Source organism: Klebsiella sp. GFKo11, assembly GCF_056490265.1.
Window position 1 is genome coordinate 5,887,665 of sequence record NZ_CM151369.1, and the last position, 18,075, is coordinate 5,905,739.

Below are 18,075 nucleotides of genomic sequence, written 5' to 3' on the forward strand. Positions count from 1 at the left end.
TTATCGTCCATGCGCAATCCGGTAACATTTTTGCATTGCACTGATAGCAACTTTTTCCGGTCATCGGCTTTAGTAATGGATCACGCGCCGGGAAGGGTAAAGGGACCACCGCGCTCAATCGCCCTCTGCCACGCCGGGCGCTGCTCTATGCGCTGTACCCACTGCGTCAGATGCGGTAAATGGTCCACACCGCCGCGCGCCAGCAACGCCATCGCCGGGAAGCTCATCTGGATATCCGCCATACTCAGTTCGGCTCCGGCAAACCATCGGTGTCGGGAAAGATGCTCTTCAATAAAACGGGCGTGCGTTTCCACTTGCCGGTTAAGCCAGGCTTTTTGCACTCCTTTGCCCAATGCGTTGCCTAAAGTGCGCATGCCGAACGGTACTGGGGGTTTACCGAGGCTGGCAAATACCAGTTTCATCAGCATCAGAGGCATCAGCGAACCTTCGGCGTAGTGCAGCCAAAAACGGTATTGCAACTTATCTTCTATCGACTGCGGCCTGAACCGCTGAATGCTGTCATAGGTCTCCTGCAAATATTCCAGGATTGCGCCAGATTCCGCGAGGATGTAGCCGTTATCTTCCACCACCGGCGATTTACCTAGCGGATGAATATCTTTCAACTCCGCCGGGGCGAGCATATTTTTCCCCCGCTGATAAGAGACTATCTGGTAAGGCAGTTGCAGCTCTTCCAGCGCCCATAGCACGCGCTGCGATCGTGACTGATTGAGATGATGTACCGTCAACATGGGCTTCTCCCGCTGTTTGTTCAAATTAACTATAGGAACAGGCGGCGAATGACGGAAATTTTCCGGCAAACCAAAGAGGAAAAATCAGCGGGAAGTGCCACACTTAAGTTGTCGGCACAAACCGGAACCTCAATCAACACATTGCGCAATACCGAGGGGAGCCGACGTCGGGGGAAACCCTCCTGCGAAGCAGCGGGATAGTGCGAAAGACCAAGACCGGAAAACAACTAAAGCGCCCTGTTGTGGCGCTTTAGTTTTTTTACTCCTCTTCCAACAGCCGCGCGCCGGTCCCCTCTTCGCCCAGCTTATCGCCAGGGTTACGTAACGGGCAGTCGCGACGCGACAGGCAGCCGCAGCCAATGCAGCCATCCAGCTGATCGCGCAGTGCGGTCAGGGTGTGAATGCGCCGATCCAGCTCTTCCCGCCACTGGGATGACAGCATCTTCCACTCTTTGGCGCTGAGGTTATGCCCTTCCGGCAACACGCCGAACGCATCGCCAATCGTCGACAGCGGAATACCAATACGTTGCGCAATTTTAATGATCGCCACCGCGCGCAGGACATCACGCCGATAGCGCCGCTGATTACCGGCGTTACGCTGGCTGTGAATCAGCCCCTTGCTTTCATAAAAGTGCAGCGCGGAGACAGCAACACCGGTTCGTTTTGCCACTTCGCCGGGGGTCAGCAGCATTTTGATGCGAGGGGATTTCTTTTCCATAAAGCGCTTTACCTCAAGTTAACTTGAGGAATTATACTCGCCCACAGACAAAACGACGAATCGAGAATTGAGAGAGGCCGCAATATGTCCCATCACGATATTATCCAAACGCTTATTGAATGGATTGATGAACATATCGATCAACCACTTAACATTGATGTAGTCGCCAGAAAATCGGGCTATTCGAAATGGTATCTGCAGCGGATGTTTCGTGCAGTGATGCATCAAACCCTGGGGGATTACATTCGCCAGCGCCGCCTGCTGCTTGCCGCAGAAGCGCTAAGAACCACCCAGCGCCCTATTTTTGATATCGCGATGGATCTTGGCTACGTGTCGCAGCAAACATTTTCGCGGGTTTTCCGCCGCGAGTTCGACCGCACGCCCAGCGCCTATCGCCATCAAATCTCCGCGTGAAGATGTTGTTGATGCGGGCAAAGGCTGGTGCGGGCGTTAGTCAGCCACTGCATAAACTCCAGCGGTGGCATCGCTTTCGCAAAGTGCCAGCCCTGACAGTATTGCACGCCGTGCTTTTGTAACCACGCCACCTGGTCGGCCGTTTCAACCCCTTCGGCAACGATCTTTAAATGCAAGCTGTTAGCCATCTGAATAATATGTTCAGCAATCAGGTGGCTGGTGCTGTTGTTCGTTAGCGCATCAACGAAGGATTTATCAATCTTGAGGATGTCAACGTTCAACGAATGGAGGTTGTGCAGGTTGGAGTAGCCGGTACCAAAATCATCAATCGCAATTTCATACCCCGCGTCGCGGAAGGCCTGAATCACCGGGGTGGTTTTCGGCACATCGATAAACCCGCGCTCAGTCACTTCGATTTTAATCTGCTCCACGCTAACTGCATGGCGGTGGACCTTTTCGTTGATGTGCTCAATCAATCTCGCGGAGTGGAAATCCGAAGCCGAAAGGTTGATTGTCACGTATAAATGCGGGTGCCGGGCCAGAAACTCGCCCATATCGGCGAATACCTCATCCACCACATAGTCCGTGACCTGCGCAATCATCCCCTCATTTTCCGCCAGCGGGATAAACTCCGCCGGGCTCATCACCGGGCCATCAAATCCAGGCCAGCGCAACAGCGCCTCGGCACCCACGCAGCAATTATTTTTGATATCCATGATCGGTTGGTAGTGCAGGCACAGTTGGCGACGGTTTAGCGCTCGCTGCAGCATGCTGCGCGGAGAATGATACTGCTGTCGGGTGCGTGACCACACCAGCAAAAGCAAGATGCTGCAAATCAGCCCTAGCGGCAGGGTCAGCGTGACCTGATTATAAAAATTCTGATAATAGCTCACCCGCGAAGTGGACATAATGACGGCTATCGGGCGAACGGTGGAGTGGGCAATGGTATAAACGCGTCCATCCTGATGAAAAAACGCCTCTTCATCACGGATCAACCGATGCAGTTGACCGGAGTCTGCATTCGTACTGACGGAAAAAAACTGGTTGGTTTTGGTATCAAAAACGCCCCATGCCAGATCGCGGTCGCTGGTTATCAACGTGCTAAAGGAAAGCGGATGAATCACCGCCACATAATGACCGCGCTGCATATAGTTCATGGCATAGCTGGGATAAAAAGGGGTTTCGCGGTAGTAGTAAATCGCAATATCCGGCTTTTTGGTATACGTCGCAGCCGGAATGCGCCATCCGGCCTGGCGACGTACCGAAGTCGAACAGAAAAAATGCGTGCCATTGGCATAGATTAAATCGTCGATGTAGAGCAGGCCGCGAACAATGCCCAACATATATTGCTGATGCTGTGGCGAGCATAGCTCCCCCTGATATAACCTGGCTTTATCGCGCGCCTCATCGGCTTCACGAATGACCACCTCAGTTTTTTGCAGCGCCAGCTTAGAAAACACCCGTAGCTGATCGGTGGTTTCCGCTTTGGCGCGTATTTGTGCAAACCACAATGCCAGCATCACCGGTAGCAGAATAACCAGCACGATGCCAAATACTCTTAACGCCTTATGTGGCGAGCTATGACTCATTTCCGCTTTTTATCCATGCGATACGCCTTAATCAAGGTGAAAGGCCCCGATGACTCTGCTTACTGTGATATGAATCAGGGCAATTCAGCAACCCACGCTTTGACGTAAAAACCTCATAACTATGAATCATGAATAATACTGACTTATAGAAGGCTGGAGAAACATTCTCAACATAATGAGATTAGCTCCACTATTTCATTCGGTTTATCCGTATAATTGGCGGGAATAAGTAATAAAATCCGCAGAACATAAACGCGAATAAAAAAGAATTGCGGCTGGCTATCGTTTATAATCGCCTTCTGAATGAAAGATACATCCCTCCCTCTCTTATTAACCACTCAAATAAAGGGGTTAATAAGCGCAAGAAAAGTACTTTTTTTGGCTGGTGAATAAAAGAACAATTGTGATATAGTTCACATTAGTTGATGAAACAAGAACGTTGTTTCATTACTCTCTTGTTTGCCTGTAGATAGCCAGAGCACCACGTCATCGTTAGTCTCGTCAGGTTGTCAAAGGCTCCCGCATTTCTTTGAGGAAAGGTTGATGGCTACCATTACTACCAGTGTCGTACTTTTGCGCTGGCCACTCGTGAGCGCAGTGCTGATGTTCCTGGCCAGCTCGATGAATATTCAGCTGCGTAAAAGTGATTATGCCGGTTTAGCGGTTATTTGTAGCTGTGTAGGCCTGGCCGCAGCCTGTTGGTTTGCCACCGGTCTGTTAGGTATTACGCTGCTGGACGTTGCAAAGATCTGGGGCAATATCAAAGATGTCATGATTGAAGTCATGAGCCAGACCCCGCCGGAATGGCCGATGATGATGACCTGATGTAAAAAAAGCTTCCCAACGGGAAGCTTTTTTTACCGCTATTTGCCCATTTTCGACAGCATCTCCGGGCGCATAAATTTATGAATCACCAGCATAAACAGCAGCGACGGCACCAGTAAAATCAGCGCCGTAATTGACGATACTTGATAGTTGCCCGACATACTGGCGTTATACAGCAGCAGCGGCAAGGTGGTGATATCCGGCGCGCCGACAAAAAAGGTGCCGGTAAATTCGTCCAGCGATTCCAGAAAGACAAAAATGCTGGCGGCGATAATTCCCGGCGAAGCCTGCGGCAGCACAATATGCCAGAAGGTGTAAATCGGTCCGGCCCCCAGATTACGCGAAGCCCTCGCCAGTAGCGGATCAACCGCCGAAAAGGCCGCCACGCAAATCCACACCGAATACATCAACCCATGTACGCTGTGCACCAACACAACCCCCGCTACCGTGCCGTTAAGCCCCCATTGATAGAAAAGCCGGGCGATATTCATGTACACCGTCAGATTGGGAAACGCCTGCGGGATCAGAAACAACAGCATAAACAACACCCGTAGCGGCATCCCGCGCCTTGAAAGCGCGTAGCCCGCCGGAATGGAGATCAGCAGACATACCAACACCGATAGCAGCGCAATCAGCACGCTGGTCAGCAGCGAGCCGGACACATCGCTGTAGGGGCTGAATACCTGATACCAGTATTTCAGCCCCCATTGGCTGGGCAGTGAATGCGGGAAAAACCAGCTCTCCGCCACCGTCCAGATGAGCAAGTTCAGCAGCGGGCCAAACATCGCCAGCAGCATAAAGACTACCAGTAACGTTTGTAGCGGCAGGCTGGCGCTCAGCTTTCTGCGGCCTTTCGCCAGCAGCGTTCCCGGTCGTGTCATGATTGCCTCTTTCATTATTCGCTCCCTTTTTGCTGCAGACTATGGCGCAGATAAAACCACGACAGCGCCCCGCAAATCAGCAACGACACCACGCCAAGCGCGTTAGCGACGGCATAGTCGCCATAGGAATTAACGCGGAAGGCCATATCCACGGTCATCATCGTCGGCGAGCCGACGCCTATCATCAGCGGGACCGACAGCACCGACATCATGGTGACGGTGGAGAGCACCAGCGCCACGCCGATTGCTGGCAGCACCTGCGGCAAAATAATGTCGAACAGAATACGCGGACGCGATGCCCCAAGATTACGCGCCGCCAGAATTTGCGATTGCTCAAGCGCGGCCATCGCTCCGCAGATAAGCAACGTGGCAAACGCCAGTTGCTTCCAGACAAAAGTGATAATAATCCCCTTCCAACCCAGCCAGGAGACGGTCTCCAGCGGAGTGATGAGGTCAGTTGCCACCAGCGCGTTGTTCATCAAGCCGTTTTTGGCCAGAAAGGTACGCATCATCTGCGCGGCGACGATAAAAGGGATAAACAGCGGCAGGCGATACAAAAACCCCAGCATGCGGACAATAGGGCGACAGGGCGAGAGCGTGATCACCGCCGAAAGAGTAATGGAGAGAACCGCCAGCAGCGCCACCGAAGCCAGCACAATAATCAGTGTAAACAGAATATCGCTGGAATAGAGCGCATATACCTTACGGAAATGAGCCAGCGTGAGGCGCTGCGCATCGTCGGTAAAGGCGGCGATCAGCGAGAAGCCCAGCGGGTATAAAAAGAGCACGGCGATCATCAGCGCGGCCGGAGCGACCAGCAGCAGATATTTCAGCGAAGTACGCATAGCAAACCTGGTGTCAGCAACAAGAAAAAGCTCAGGGCGACGTCACGCCGCGCCTGAGCATCAGCAGTCAATTAATTGGCGACCTGGCTTTCATAGCCTTCTTTGATGTCGTCAAAATATGGCGTAATCGGGAAGCTCTTACCGTATTCCGCCAGCGCCTGCGGCGAAATTTCAGCAAACAGTTTTTGCCAGGTTTGCGCATCAAGCTTCGGCTTCACCTGTTCAGCGTCAATCCCCGGATACCAGTTAAACTGCTTCACGATCCCCTGCGCCTGCACTTCCGGGCTGGTCGCCAGTTCAATAAACTCACGCGCTAGCTGCGGGTTCGCCGCCTTCGCCGGGGTCACGTAGTACATCGGTTGGCCCGGCATCCCCGGCGCCAGCAGCGACAGCTTAATCGACGGCGGCAGCTTGCCCTGATCTTTCCAGCTGTAGAACATATCCACCCACACCGGCCCCATCATGATTTCGCCGCGGCTCAGCATATCGAGCGTCCCGGCGTTACCCGGCGTGAAGGTAACGTTCTTATTAAACGCTTTCAGCTTCTCGTAAGCCTGCCCCCAATTTTTCTCAACGCCTTTATCGTACGGCAGAGAAGACAAACGCTGGGCATCGGTGCCGTAGGCGTAGATCCAGCCCACCACAAAGCTGACGCCGGACATGCCATTCTTAATGCCGTTGTAGCCAAAGGCCTGCGGATTTTTTTGCGCCCAGCTCACCAGTTCATCGTAGGACGCTGGAGGCGTTTTAATGGCATCGCTATTCCAGGCAATGGCGGTCTGGCTTAAAAACATCGGCATAACGTAGCCGTCGACGTTCACCCCAAGGGCGTTCTTCGCGTTGTCGGCGCTCACCATTGAACCGGTCTTAATCTGCTGGCGATACTTCTCCAGCAGCCCTTTCTCCACCAGCTCACCACCGGCTTTCTGATGCACCACTGCCACATCAATATCCCAGCTCTGCGCGCCGCTCTCTTTTTGCGCCGTCAGCTTTTCAATGATTTTATTCGACCCCGCGTCTCCCGGACCGGTGCCGACAACCTGAACTTTGACTCCCGGATGCGCCGCTTCAAACTTCGGCCCCAGCCAGGTTTTGACGTAATCCACCATATTCTGATCCCCCGCCGTAGCAACGTGAAGAACGGTGTCGGCCTGCGCGCCGTAGCTCAGGAATAATGCAATCACTACCGCAGCTTTCGTTTTCGTAAACATGGTCTATCCCCAGAATGAACGCGATGAAGTTAATGGGTTTGTGATGAAGGAAAAATATGCAGTGCGGGCGCCGGGACATGTAGCCTGACCGGCGAATGCGCGGGCCAGCAGTGCGCGGAATCCGCCAGCAGGACACGGTCATGACAGCGCACGCTATGGCGATATAAGTTGCCGAGAAAAGCACTTTGTTCAACCACGCCGCTCAGCGTTAACCCTTCTGGCGCGGCGCTCTCGGATAATTCATCAAGCGCGGCGTCGGCGCTGCGAAAATAAATAATATGGTCGTGAAAATGCTCAGCGGAATATTGCCCGGCTGCGCGTAGATAAATACCCTCTGCGGCAAAGAGTTCGCTGGCGGAAATTTTATTATCCGCGCCCATAAAATCGGCAACAAAAGGCGTAGCCGGGCGCTGATAAATATCCTCTGGCGAACCTATTTGCTCAATACGACCGTTATTTAATACCGCAATGCGGTCGGCCATTACCAGCGCCTCCTGCTGATCGTGAGTAACGATTAACGAGGTAAAGCCGAGTCTTTTTTGCAGCGCTTTGATTTCGTGGCGTACGTTAAGTCGCACTTTCGCATCAAGGTTTGAGAGCGGTTCATCCAGCACCAGAACATCCGGCTCTATCGCCAGCGCCCGAGCCAGAGCCACCCGCTGGCGTTGACCGCCGGAAAGTTCAGTCACCTTCACATCAGCCAGACCGTTGAGATTGACGATATTGAGCAACTCCGCCACCCGGCGATCAATGTCGTCGCCCCGCCATTTGCGCAGCTTCAGGCCATAGCCAATATTACGTGCCACCGTCATATGCGGCCACAGGGCATAGCTTTGGAAGACCATGGTGATATTGCGCTGCTCCGGTGCGCTGCGGGTAATATCGCGTCCGGCAACGGCAATCTCTCCCGTCTGCGTCGGAATAAACCCGCAAAGCGCGTTCAAAAGCGTTGTTTTCCCACAACCGGAAGGGCCCAGCAGGGCAATCATTTCCCCTTTCTCAACGCTCAGATCGATATTATGCAAAACGACTTTATCGCCGTAGCTAATCTTTAACCGGGAGATCTGTAAATAGCTCATATTCGATACCCAAAAATCTCTGTGCCTGCATTTTTATCGCTTTGATGAACACGTGTTCATTTGAATGTAAAAAAAATGCAACGTTGACTCGACATGATGTGGGCCTACTTTGTCGGGTATTTGTGACAATTTAATTAAGCCCCCTAAAATTTCGGCGAGGGAAAATGAAAATAGATGTTCTTGGCTGCGGCAGCGCTTTCTCCAGCGAACAAAATACCTCTGCACTACGGGTTATCGACGCCCAAAACCGACAGTGGCTGATTGATTGCGGCCCCACAATCCCCCGGGCGCTGTGGCGGCGCAGCGGCGATATCAACGAGATTGACGTTATCTATTTCACCCACGTTCACCCGGACCACTGCACCGGCCTGACGGCGCTGCTCAACTACTGGAAGAGTTTTTCCCGCCAGAAGCCGCTGATTATCTACAGCCAGCCGCAGCAGCGCCCGGTCCTGATGCAGTTGGCAGCGCTGGCAAACTGGCCGCAAACAACGTTGTGTTTTGCCATCGACTGGCGTGACAGTGCAGAGTCCTGGACGTGGCATGACTGGCATATTCAGACTGCACAAACGCAGCATGAGCTGACCAATCGCGCCATTCGTATCACCTTCGGCGGGCAAACCCTGTTCTACAGCGGTGATGGTCGCCCGACGCCGGATTCCATTGCGCTGATGGCAGGGGCCGATTTGGTATTTCAGGAGTGCGCCTCGCTGACCGCGCTGGCCGATGACGCCTCGCACGGCGATTTCCCTTCATGCCTGGCGCTATTCCAGCAGCTCAATTTGCGTACGATGGGACTCTATCACTGCTACGACGCGATATTGCCCGCGCTGAAATTCGCCTGCCGGCCATGGGAAGGCTTGTTCGTTAGCCACGACGGCCTGCAGTATGAGCTCCATCATTCGGAACGCCCGATATGACTTCATTGCCGCGTAAACAGAGTATTACCGCGCAGGATGTCGCCCAGCGTGCGGGGGTCTCACGGGCCGTAGTTTCCCGCGCCCTGAGCAATAACGGCAGCATCTCTCCCGATACCAGAGAGCGCGTACTGCGCGCGGCCGAAGAGCTGGGGTATCAGGTTAATTTCCTCGCCCAGGGGTTAAACCGACGGCGCAGCCATCTGATCGGCGTGATCGTTTCGCGCATCAGCGATCCGTTTCGCAGCAGCCTGCTTGACGCGTTGCTCAGCGAGATCCAGCGCCGCGGTTTTCAGGCGCTGGTGAGTGAAATCCGTAGCGAACAGGATCTGGCGCAAACCCTGCGGCGCTTCGCCCAATTTCGCGTTTCCGGCGTTATCGTCACCTCCGGGCAACCGCCGGAATCGCTGGTTAACGAGTGCGTTCAGCAGCAAATTCCGGTGGTAGGCATCAATCGCCAGCCCAATATCCCCTGCGTCGATTACGTTTGCTCGGATAATGTCGCCGGAGCGACCCTTGCCGCCGAGCAGCTGGTTCGTGCTGGCTGTCATCGATTCGGTTGGCTCAACCATCATCACTCAACCTGGGCAGGACAAACGCGCGGCGCGGCATTTTCTCAAGCGCTGCTGGCACTCGGCGTGGATACTCAACGTGACCTGCACGCCCTTTTCGCACCGGTTGAAGGCTACGACGGCGGTTTTCAGGCCGCCGCCAGCGCCGACGACAGGCTACAGGGTATTTTCTGCGCCAATGCCCAGCTGGCCTGCGGTTTCCTTGACGGCATGCGCCTACGCGGCAAGCAGGCTCCCGAAGATTTTCAGCTCATTGGTTTTGACAATACGCCGCAAACGGCGCAATACAGTTATCAGCTCAGCACCTTGCACCAGGACGTTGCGGAGATTTCCCGCCAGGCATTAGCGCGCCTGCTGGAGCGGGCCAGCGATCCTTTACAGCCTTCGCGCACCACGTGGGTGGGGGTGCAGTTAATTCATCGGCGTACGTCGCCATCAACCGATAAGAGCAGGCTATGACGGAAGAACAACAGCAGTCATTATGCGAATTGATTCGCCAGTTGGGCGCGCAGGCACAAGCGCTGCGCGATACGGGGCTACAGATAGATAAAAAAGCGCGTCAGGATTTTGTCTCGCAGGCTGATCTGTTTGTGGAAAAAGAGATCAAGGACTGGCTGAAGATCCACTGCCCGCAGGATGGTTTTCTCGGCGAAGAGAGCGGCCTGGAAAGCGGTGAGCAAGGAACCTGGGTGCTCGACCCTATCGACGGAACCACTAACTACATTCAGGGGATGGACTACTGGTGTATTTCTCTGGCTTACGTTCTGCACAATACGCTTGAACTGGGGATTATTTACGCCCCTGACCGAAATGAATTTTTCTTTGCCCGCCGCGGTAAAGGTGCCTTTCTTAACGATCAGCGCCTGACATTACGCGAACCGGATCCGGAAACGGTGGTAATTGGGATGGGGCGTTCCAGCCGCGCGCCCGCGGAAAACTATACCCGAGCCCTCACTCGCGTCATCAACGCGGGAATGGAGTACCGTCGCTTTGGCGCAGGAGCGTTAATGCTGGCCCACGTCGCCACCGGGCAGGTGCACGCCTATTACGAAGAACATATGAATAGCTGGGATGCGCTGGCAGGAATGCTGCTGATCGTCGAAGCGGGCGGTGCCAGCAATGACTTTTTAGCCGACGATGGCTTGCTGCGCGGTAACCTGGTGCTGGCCGGGTGCGTCGATGTACAGGCCCGGCTTTCCGCTCTGCTGCCCGCATAAATCAGGCGTCATGTAGATTTGGCTGTCCGGACTACCGCCATATCGCCCCACGCGGGTAATTGTTCGGGCAGCGTTTAATCGCGCAGTGAGCCTGGTAAGAGCAGGATTCTGCCGCTGCCGCCGTGGAGTGATACGGACAGGAAGGTCGTTCCCGCAGCCTCTCCCACTGCGCTTCGTCATAGCGCGTGATGTTGTAAACTTTTAATGAATGATACTGATCATTTATTAAAACTCTTGAGGAGTACAGCTTCATTGACTCCCCAGGCAACAGTAAAATATCGGCTTCGTACCAAAGGATAAACTTTAAAAACCGCAGGCTGGAGATCGAGGAAAAGGCCACACCGGAGTGTGGACAGACAAGAGTATTATGAATAGTCCATTTCATTTTCTATCCTTGTATCTGTTACTGATAAATAACGTTTTATATATTGATAGCACTCATCATAAATACCCGCAAGGTTATCACACAACAATGTGACACAAGACAATACTCAAACACCAACCATACTTATTTAGATGTATAGAAAATGCTGAATTCTAATAATTAATAACTAATTCTCATGATGACAGCCACCGTATGCACAGGCTCATGTATACCCGTCATACTTCAAGTTGCTTGTGCGTTGGCTACGCTCGTTCGCCCGAATCACTTACTCAAGTAAGCTCATCGGGACTTTCTCCCTTGCCGCCTTCCTGCAACTCGAATTATTTTTGGTATATAAACTAAAATATATTTACAATAAATTACAGGCTGCCGTTTAGGGCAGCCTGTACTCGTTTTTGGGTAAGCCGCAGGCGTTATTACCAGGTTTTTCCGATATTAAACTGGAACTGCTCGGCTTTATCACCATCATATTTTTTAAACGGCTCGGCCCATGAGAAGACCAGCGGACCTAGCGGCGACATCCACTGCACCGCAATCCCGGCGGACATGCGAATATGCGACGGATCGCCATAGTCTGGGATCCCCGCGGCCAACGTCTGGCCGGTATTTTGCCAGGAGGTGCTCCATACCGTCCCCGCATCGAGGAATAACGACGTGCGCAGGCTGTCGGCGTATTTGTCATTCACAAATGGCGTTGGCACAATAAACTCGCTGTTCAGTACCGCCATCGCGTTACCGCCAACCGCATCGGACGAGGAGTCCAACGGGCAGGTGCTGTAGCTACTTTCAGAACCATTACAACGATAGTAAGCCGCTTTTGGGCCAATCGTATTCGAGGAGAATCCGCGAACCGACGTCGAGCCACCAGCATAGAAATTATCATAAAACGGCACCGATTTGCCGTTCAACCTATCGGCATATCCCGCGCGCAGGTGCTCCATCCACACCCAGCTTTTGTTTTCGTTCAGCGGCAAATACTGCGTGGTATCAAAAGTGACTTTGTAATAGCTGTTATCCGAGCCGGGTACCGTGACCTTGCCGGTCAGGCTGCTCTTATTCCCTGCACGCGGGAAGAAGCCGCGGTCCAGATCGTTATAGCTCCAGCCGAGGCTGACAAAATAGTCATTAGCGCTGTAGGTTGCGCCGCTATCACCATCCTTGGTCACCACGCTGGGGTAAATACCCCGTGAGTTAAGATAGCTCCAGGTCGTCAGTTCCGGGTCCATATTAGTCAGGCGGTTATGAACATAATCCACGCCCAGATTGAGGGAGTTGTTCTCGCTGATCGGGAATCCAAGCGTACTGCCAACGCCGTAACTTTGCTGATTGTAACTGCCGCTATCGGCATCAGAGGCATCGTAGCTGTTATAGAAAATTTCCCCCCCCAAACTCACGCCGTCGACGGTGAAATAAGGGTTCGTCGCCCCCAATTCAAGATAAGACTGGTAGTTATTGCGCGTGCCGTTGAAGCTAACGCTATTGCCGGTGCCCAGCCAGTTATCCTGGGTGACGCCAAGCTGATAGCTCACGCCGCTGTCGGTACCGAAGCCCAGACCAACGTTGAAAGAGCCGGTGTTGCGTTCCTTCACCTTATAGACCACGTCCACCTGATCCTGGCTACCGCTTACCGGGATGATTTGCTTATCAACAGTTTCAAAAAATCCGCTGCGATCCAACCGCGTTTTTCCCTGTTCGACTTTTTCATCGTTCAGCCACGCGCCTTCCATCTGGCGCATCTGACGCCTCAGCACCGCGTCACGCGACGTATCGTTACCCTCAAAACGGATCTGTCGTAGTGAGTAACGGCGTCCTGCATTAACGTTGATATGCAAAACCACACTTTTTTTCGCATCATCAATATCCGGGGCGGTGTTAACCTGCGGCCAGGCATAGCCATATTTCCCCAACAGCGTCTTAATACTATTTTCTACCGTCGTAATTTCCGCGCCGCTATACCATTTATTTGTTAACGGCTTTACCAGCGCCTCAATCTCTTTATTATGCTGCGCCATATCGCCAGTCAACATCGTGCTGGCGATTTTATAACGTTCACCTTCTGCAAGATTAATGGTGATATACAGAGACTTTTTATCCGGTGTCATACTGACCTGACTGGAGTTAATCACAAACCGCGCATAGCCGCGATCGAGATAATAACTACGCAGCGTTTCTAAATCCGCCGCCATCTTTTGCTTTTGATATTTTTTATCGCCGATCACGTTCCACCACGGTACGGTATCGCGCAACTGCAGCTGGTCCAACAATGTTTCTTCACTAAAAGCCTGGTTGCCAATAATATTAATTTGCGCGATTTTTGCCGAGACGCCTTCCTGAAAAACAAAGGTTAAATCAACGCGATTGCGCGGCAGCGGTGTGACAACTGCATGAACCTGGGCGCTGTATTTACCCACACTGTAATAGAAATCCTGTAATCCTTTTTCGATTTCCGTAAGCGTGTTGCGATCCAGCGCGCTGCCTTCTTCGATACCCGTGGCGGCCAGGTTCTCTTTCAGGGCATCATCCTTTACGGACTTATTGCCAGAAAAGCTGATTTTGGCGATGGTTGGTCGCTCTTTCACCTGCACCACCAGCGTGCTGCCATCCCGCAGAATCTGCACATTCTCAAAGTTTCCGCTGGCGTACAGGGCACGAACCGAGTCGCTGATATCCTCGTTCGAGACCTCTTCTCCCGTATGAACGGGCATGCTTAACAGCGCAGCGCCGACGGTAACGCACTGCAACCCCTCAAAACGAATATCATCAACGGTATATGAGGTTGATGCATAAAGCGTTAAAGGAGAAATCAATAGCCCGGCGATGATACTCGTTTTTTTTAGCATGGAGGTGTCGTCTAAAAGATATTTGGCAATAGCAGATATCTGCTGGGAATAACAGTGTTCTTTCCGGCGGACAGAATATGACGCAACCTGAAATAACCTGAACGAGGCGCAGAATTGCACGCAATTATGACGATAAAATGGAGAAAAAATGGATGTTAGAGAATGTTGAAAAAATTGTTTTTGGATTGAACTTTCTTCCTGACCGTTAGTCATATAAGCGTTTACTGACACTATCAAAACCATTTAATCATTTTGTTTTTTTAATTTAAAAAACAAAAAGCCCCCTTTCTCATTGGTTGAAAGGGGGAAAAGATCTTGTTAGGAATGATGCTCTCTGGGATAGACCAGGAACAGGGAGAAATTAACCTATAATCCCGTAGATAAAATGAAGAAATATTGAATATACCCTAAATAATTCGAGTTGCAGGAAGGCGGCGACGCAGTGAGTCCCCAGGAGCTTACTCCAGTAAGTGACTGGGGTGAGCGAGGAAAGCCAACGCACAAGCAACTTGAAGTATGACGGGTATAAATTATGTAGCCCGGTTCCCATAGTGATGAAATGAGTAGATAACATGCCGCGAAATGAGATCCAACAATCCGTACTCAACGAATTAGTGCAATGGATAAAAAAAAATCTTGAAAAGAAGCTCACCATGCATGCTCTGAGCCTCTTTTCCGGCTATTCCGAGTGGCATCTGTTTCGCCTATTCCGCCACTATTTTAACATGTCGCCAATGGAGTATATTCGCCAGCAGCGAATGCAGCTATGTCTTAATCTGTTACAGATGCAACCCGCCTTTCGCATTGTCGATATTTGTATTATGGCTGGTTATGAGGATATCAGCGCTTTTAACCGTACTTTCAAGAGATATTATACCGTTACTCCAAGCCAATATCGTAAAAATCTGAATACGCACCAATAAGGGATTCCCCCTCCTCCGCATTGCTGCGGTTGGGAATGGAAGGGGGAAGAGGAACAACTTTAGAATGGAAATGGCAGGATGCCACTGTTAATCGTTTCCGGGATCAAGCAGACCCGATCAACAGAGACAAGTATAAGCTGCTAAGTTGAGTTAATTGTGTAGAGGCCGTGGAGATTTTGTCATCATTTATATCAGCGACACATCTTTCAAAAATAAAAAAGCCGGAATAATTAAATATCCCGGCTGGTGATTAACGGATAATTAGAAGTGCGTATTCACGCTGACATAAAACGTCCGTCCTGACTCGTTATAGGTCTCCGCGCCTGCACCATACAGATAAGCACCGGTCGTCGAGTTCCCCGTCGTCTGCGCATTCCCGGCGCGATAGTGGCGAATATCAAACAGATTATCCACTCCGCTGGTCAGACTCAGGTTTTTGTTCACATCCCAGGTCGCACTAAGGCCGACAATGCTGTACGGACTGACTTCGTTCAGCTCGCTGCCGGACACCGCTTCACCCTTATAGTTGAAGCGCTTCGGTTTCTGACGACCATACCAGGTGAAGGTGCTCTGCAACGAGAGATCGTTGCGTACCTGCCAACTTAGGGTTGAGTTAAGCGTAAACTGCGGGATCACCGATAGACGATCGCCGGTGGTTTTGTTCTTACTCTGCAACATCCACGTCAGATTGTTGCTCCAGTTGACCGTTTCACTCACCGGCAGGTTTAACGAGCCCTCCAGCCCTTCGACCAGCGCCTTCGGTACGTTTTCCCACTGATAAATATTGGTGGTGCCGTTGCTGGCGGTACTGACCGCCGAGTAGCCGGACTCTATCTTATTGTGGTAGTCGTTACGGAAGTAAGTCAGCCCAGCCTGATAGCCGTCATGCTTGTACTCCAGGCCAATCTCTTTATTGACGCTGGTTTCTGCCTTCAGGTCGCTATTGCCCATCAGATAACAGGCGGAGCTGCTGGCGTAGCAACCCTGTCCGTTGCTGTACAGAATATAGTTCGGATTGAGCTGATAGAGGTTCGGCGCTTTATAGGCGCGAGCAATCCCCAGCTTCAACGTCCAGTCATCCGACAGCCCCTGCGAAAGGTTCAGCGACGGACTCCAGTTATTGCCGACGATGCTGTGATGGTCAAAACGCAGAGCGGGCGTCAGCATGGTGCTATCGGTCAGTGCAATATTGTCTTCGGTAAACAGCGAGAAAATCTCAGCGCTGGAATACGGACTACGCCCGGTTGCCGAGATGCCGTCAATAGAGCCATAAGAGAGAGACTGGGTCGTCGATACGCCATCTTTCATCCGCTGCTGGTTCCACTCGGTCCCCAGCGTCAGGTTTTGCTCAAACCCGAAGGTAAACGGAATATTCACCTCGCTGTGCAATAGCACATCCGACAGGTCGATATCGGAGAATTCGCTTCCGGAGAAGATCCCTTCCGTTCCGCCCGCCAGCCCCTCGTTCATGCGCGAGTTACGGGTGTGCTCATATTGAGCATAGGTATTGCTGGTCACGCCATTATCCCAGCCGCCGGTCCACGTCACCCCGTAAGTCTGCCGATATAGGCGGTTAGTCTCTTTGCCGTACATACTTTTCACCAGCGTGCTGGTGTTGGTATTTTGCGTGTCGCCAGCATACAGATTACCCTGGCGGCTGTAGCCGGTTTCGAACTCCAGCGCCTGCATCGGCGCAAACTCCCAGCGCAGTTTGCCGTGGATATCTTTGTTCTCTACGCCTTCACGTCCCGCTGGATAAGAGCCCGCATAGGTACCGGTTCGTGCCGCTTCGTGGCCGGAGTTAATATCCTGGGCGTCGGCCTGCGTTTTGCTCAGGTTGCCCCATAAATTAAAGCTAACCTCATCCGACAGCGGGCCGTTGAGGCTAAAGTTCGTGCGCTTCGTCGACCCCTCTTTACGGTGCTGAGGAGCGTTCATATAGGTATTCCAGGCACCATGCCACTCGCTGGTCGCCGGTTTAGTGACAATATTGACCACCCCGCCCATTGCGCCATTACCGTAGCGGGCCGCCGCAGGGCCGCGAATGACATCGATATGGTCGATCATTTCTGCCGGAACCCAACTGGTATCACCGCGCGTATCACGGTCTCCGCGCCAGCCATAGCGCACGGAGTTACGGCTGGTCACCGGTTTACCGTCTACCAGAATCAGCGTGTTCTCCGGTCCCATACCGCGAATATCGACCTGGCGGTTATTACCGCGCTGGCCGCTGGTGGAGTTGCCGGTAAGGTTGACGCCCGGTTGGGTTCGAATCAGTTCTGAAACGTCGCGAGCCGGTGGATGCTTGCGGATTTCATCGGCGGTAATAGTGGATACGCCGGGGGCTTGCAGGTTCTGCGTTGCCGCGGTCACGACCATCGTTTCATCATGATTTTCTGCGGCAATCGCCGTATCGGATTTCTTTGTTTCGTCTGAAGTGTTGCCCTCGGCGGCCAGCGCTGGCAGCGCCACCCCCAGGATAGCCATGTGGATCAGCACGGCCAGCGAGTAGTGCGAAGAGTGTTTCATGGAATATGCCCTGTTTTCTTTTATTGCTGTCGGGGCACGCCTTCTTCATCAGTCATATAAACAACGGCAGTGACTTCCATGCATAGGGCAACGTCTCTGGTTTTGGCGTAAGCAGAGCCCTCCCGATGCAATACCGGGATATCGATTCAAAATTTACGCCAAAAATAGAAATTTTTGCCCTGGCAACACGAAGAAATAAACGCGCCACGCTATTCTTTGATAGTGTTTGCCGATCAGCACGCAATAGGATTATTGTGCCGAACCACGTTATTAGAAATGAGATTTATTATCAAGTTGATAGTTATTCATCATGCAAATAAATTAAAATACAAAGCAAAAACAGACAGATGAAAAAATTTAAATCTATTTAATACCATGACA

16 protein-coding genes are annotated in these 18,075 nt (G+C 52.2%); 6 read left to right on the forward strand and 10 right to left on the reverse strand.

Going from position 1 to position 18,075, the window contains the following annotated elements; translation table 11 throughout:
- Nucleotides 1-80: 80 nt before the first annotated feature.
- Entirely contained in the window at nt 81-749 is a 669-nt protein-coding gene (locus tag AC07P6_RS28250; RefSeq protein WP_478315200.1) for a glutathione S-transferase family protein, read from the reverse strand.
- A 259-nt stretch (nt 750-1,008) separates the two neighbouring features.
- Nucleotides 1,009-1,467 carry a redox-sensitive transcriptional activator SoxR gene (gene soxR, locus AC07P6_RS28255; RefSeq protein WP_110274561.1) on the reverse strand — a complete coding sequence of 153 codons (459 nt, stop codon included), beginning with the start codon at nt 1,465-1,467 and terminating at the stop codon, nt 1,009-1,011.
- An 84-nt stretch (nt 1,468-1,551) separates the two neighbouring features.
- Between soxR and soxS the strand changes: the two genes are divergently transcribed.
- Entirely contained in the window at nt 1,552-1,881 is a 330-nt protein-coding gene (gene soxS / locus AC07P6_RS28260) for a superoxide response transcriptional regulator SoxS (protein ID WP_110274562.1), read from the forward strand.
- Here the strand turns inward: soxS and AC07P6_RS28265 are convergent.
- A complete protein-coding gene (locus AC07P6_RS28265; RefSeq protein ID WP_304255154.1) occupies nt 1,866-3,470 on the reverse strand; it encodes an EAL domain-containing protein in 1,605 nt (534 codons plus the stop codon). The genes soxS and AC07P6_RS28265 overlap by 16 nt on opposite strands.
- A gap of 543 nt (nt 3,471-4,013) precedes the next feature.
- Here AC07P6_RS28265 and AC07P6_RS28270 point away from each other — a divergent pair.
- Complete coding sequence (locus AC07P6_RS28270; RefSeq protein ID WP_181484005.1) at nt 4,014-4,295, forward strand: YjcB family protein; 282 nt, start codon at nt 4,014-4,016, stop codon at nt 4,293-4,295.
- A 38-nt stretch (nt 4,296-4,333) separates the two neighbouring features.
- Here the strand turns inward: AC07P6_RS28270 and AC07P6_RS28275 are convergent, their stop codons facing one another.
- From AC07P6_RS28275 to AC07P6_RS28290, 4 genes are all read right to left on the reverse strand, one after another.
- Nucleotides 4,334-5,191 carry an ABC transporter permease gene (locus AC07P6_RS28275; protein ID WP_434660632.1) on the reverse strand — a complete coding sequence of 286 codons (858 nt, stop codon included), beginning with the start codon at nt 5,189-5,191 and terminating at the stop codon, nt 4,334-4,336.
- Nucleotides 5,191-6,021, reverse strand: coding sequence for an ABC transporter permease (locus AC07P6_RS28280; protein ID WP_434660635.1), 831 nt, complete (start codon nt 6,019-6,021; stop codon nt 5,191-5,193). The genes AC07P6_RS28275 and AC07P6_RS28280 overlap by 1 nt, the downstream gene beginning before the upstream one ends.
- 71 nt (nt 6,022-6,092) lie before the next feature.
- On the reverse strand, nt 6,093-7,232 hold the full coding sequence (locus AC07P6_RS28285; protein ID WP_304255147.1) for an ABC transporter substrate-binding protein: 1,140 nt from the start codon (nt 7,230-7,232) through the stop codon (nt 6,093-6,095).
- Between the two features lie 29 nt (nt 7,233-7,261).
- Nucleotides 7,262-8,311 (reverse strand): ABC transporter ATP-binding protein, encoded by a 1,050-nt coding sequence (locus AC07P6_RS28290; protein ID WP_434660638.1) that lies wholly within the window; start codon nt 8,309-8,311, stop codon nt 7,262-7,264.
- 164 nt (nt 8,312-8,475) lie between these two features.
- On the opposite strand from AC07P6_RS28290, the gene AC07P6_RS28295 reads away from it, so the two are divergent.
- Genes AC07P6_RS28295 through AC07P6_RS28305 form a run of 3 tightly spaced genes read left to right on the forward strand, consistent with a single transcriptional unit; the run spans nt 8,476 to nt 11,017 of the window.
- Nucleotides 8,476-9,231 carry an MBL fold metallo-hydrolase gene (locus AC07P6_RS28295; RefSeq protein WP_434660640.1) on the forward strand — a complete coding sequence of 252 codons (756 nt, stop codon included), beginning with the start codon at nt 8,476-8,478 and terminating at the stop codon, nt 9,229-9,231.
- Nucleotides 9,228-10,259: a LacI family DNA-binding transcriptional regulator gene (locus AC07P6_RS28300; protein ID WP_478315201.1), complete on the forward strand. Its 1,032-nt coding sequence runs from the start codon at nt 9,228-9,230 to the stop codon at nt 10,257-10,259. Before AC07P6_RS28295 ends, AC07P6_RS28300 begins: the two co-directional genes overlap by 4 nt.
- Nucleotides 10,256-11,017: an inositol monophosphatase family protein gene (locus tag AC07P6_RS28305; RefSeq protein WP_228727453.1), complete on the forward strand. Its 762-nt coding sequence runs from the start codon at nt 10,256-10,258 to the stop codon at nt 11,015-11,017. Before AC07P6_RS28300 ends, AC07P6_RS28305 begins: the two co-directional genes overlap by 4 nt.
- Before the next feature lie 31 nt (nt 11,018-11,048).
- Here the strand turns inward: AC07P6_RS28305 and iraM are convergent, their stop codons facing one another.
- Together iraM and bamA are read right to left on the reverse strand one after the other, a co-directional pair.
- Nucleotides 11,049-11,402 (reverse strand): anti-adapter protein IraM, encoded by a 354-nt coding sequence (gene iraM / locus AC07P6_RS28310; protein WP_182235650.1) that lies wholly within the window; start codon nt 11,400-11,402, stop codon nt 11,049-11,051.
- 416 nt (nt 11,403-11,818) lie between these two features.
- Nucleotides 11,819-14,242 (reverse strand): outer membrane protein assembly factor BamA, encoded by a 2,424-nt coding sequence (gene bamA, locus AC07P6_RS28315; protein WP_478315202.1) that lies wholly within the window; start codon nt 14,240-14,242, stop codon nt 11,819-11,821.
- A gap of 572 nt (nt 14,243-14,814) precedes the next feature.
- On the opposite strand from bamA, the gene AC07P6_RS28320 reads away from it, so the two are divergent.
- Nucleotides 14,815-15,165: a helix-turn-helix transcriptional regulator gene (locus tag AC07P6_RS28320; RefSeq protein ID WP_181484015.1), complete on the forward strand. Its 351-nt coding sequence runs from the start codon at nt 14,815-14,817 to the stop codon at nt 15,163-15,165.
- A 261-nt stretch (nt 15,166-15,426) separates the two neighbouring features.
- Here the strand turns inward: AC07P6_RS28320 and AC07P6_RS28325 are convergent, their stop codons facing one another.
- A complete protein-coding gene (locus tag AC07P6_RS28325) occupies nt 15,427-17,694 on the reverse strand; it encodes a TonB-dependent siderophore receptor (protein ID WP_478315203.1) in 2,268 nt (755 codons plus the stop codon).
- Nucleotides 17,695-18,075 lie beyond the last annotated feature (381 nt).

Coding starts and splice junctions, on each gene's coding strand:
- AC07P6_RS28295 (WP_434660640.1), top strand. CDS start 8,476: ATGAAAATAGATGTTCTTGGCTGCGGCAGCGCTTTCTCCAGCGAACAA.
- AC07P6_RS28290 (WP_434660638.1), bottom strand. CDS start 8,311: ATGAGCTATTTACAGATCTCCCGGTTAAAGATTAGCTACGGCGATAAA.
- AC07P6_RS28265 (WP_304255154.1), bottom strand. CDS start 3,470: ATGAGTCATAGCTCGCCACATAAGGCGTTAAGAGTATTTGGCATCGTG.
- bamA (WP_478315202.1), bottom strand. CDS start 14,242: ATGCTAAAAAAAACGAGTATCATCGCCGGGCTATTGATTTCTCCTTTA.
- AC07P6_RS28305 (WP_228727453.1), top strand. CDS start 10,256: ATGACGGAAGAACAACAGCAGTCATTATGCGAATTGATTCGCCAGTTG.
- AC07P6_RS28320 (WP_181484015.1), top strand. CDS start 14,815: ATGCCGCGAAATGAGATCCAACAATCCGTACTCAACGAATTAGTGCAA.
- AC07P6_RS28270 (WP_181484005.1), top strand. CDS start 4,014: ATGGCTACCATTACTACCAGTGTCGTACTTTTGCGCTGGCCACTCGTG.
- soxS (WP_110274562.1), top strand. CDS start 1,552: ATGTCCCATCACGATATTATCCAAACGCTTATTGAATGGATTGATGAA.
- AC07P6_RS28250 (WP_478315200.1), bottom strand. CDS start 749: ATGTTGACGGTACATCATCTCAATCAGTCACGATCGCAGCGCGTGCTA.
- iraM (WP_182235650.1), bottom strand. CDS start 11,402: ATGAAATGGACTATTCATAATACTCTTGTCTGTCCACACTCCGGTGTG.
- AC07P6_RS28300 (WP_478315201.1), top strand. CDS start 9,228: ATGACTTCATTGCCGCGTAAACAGAGTATTACCGCGCAGGATGTCGCC.
- soxR (WP_110274561.1), bottom strand. CDS start 1,467: ATGGAAAAGAAATCCCCTCGCATCAAAATGCTGCTGACCCCCGGCGAA.
- AC07P6_RS28325 (WP_478315203.1), bottom strand. CDS start 17,694: ATGAAACACTCTTCGCACTACTCGCTGGCCGTGCTGATCCACATGGCT.
- AC07P6_RS28285 (WP_304255147.1), bottom strand. CDS start 7,232: ATGTTTACGAAAACGAAAGCTGCGGTAGTGATTGCATTATTCCTGAGC.
- AC07P6_RS28275 (WP_434660632.1), bottom strand. CDS start 5,191: ATGAAAGAGGCAATCATGACACGACCGGGAACGCTGCTGGCGAAAGGC.
- AC07P6_RS28280 (WP_434660635.1), bottom strand. CDS start 6,021: ATGCGTACTTCGCTGAAATATCTGCTGCTGGTCGCTCCGGCCGCGCTG.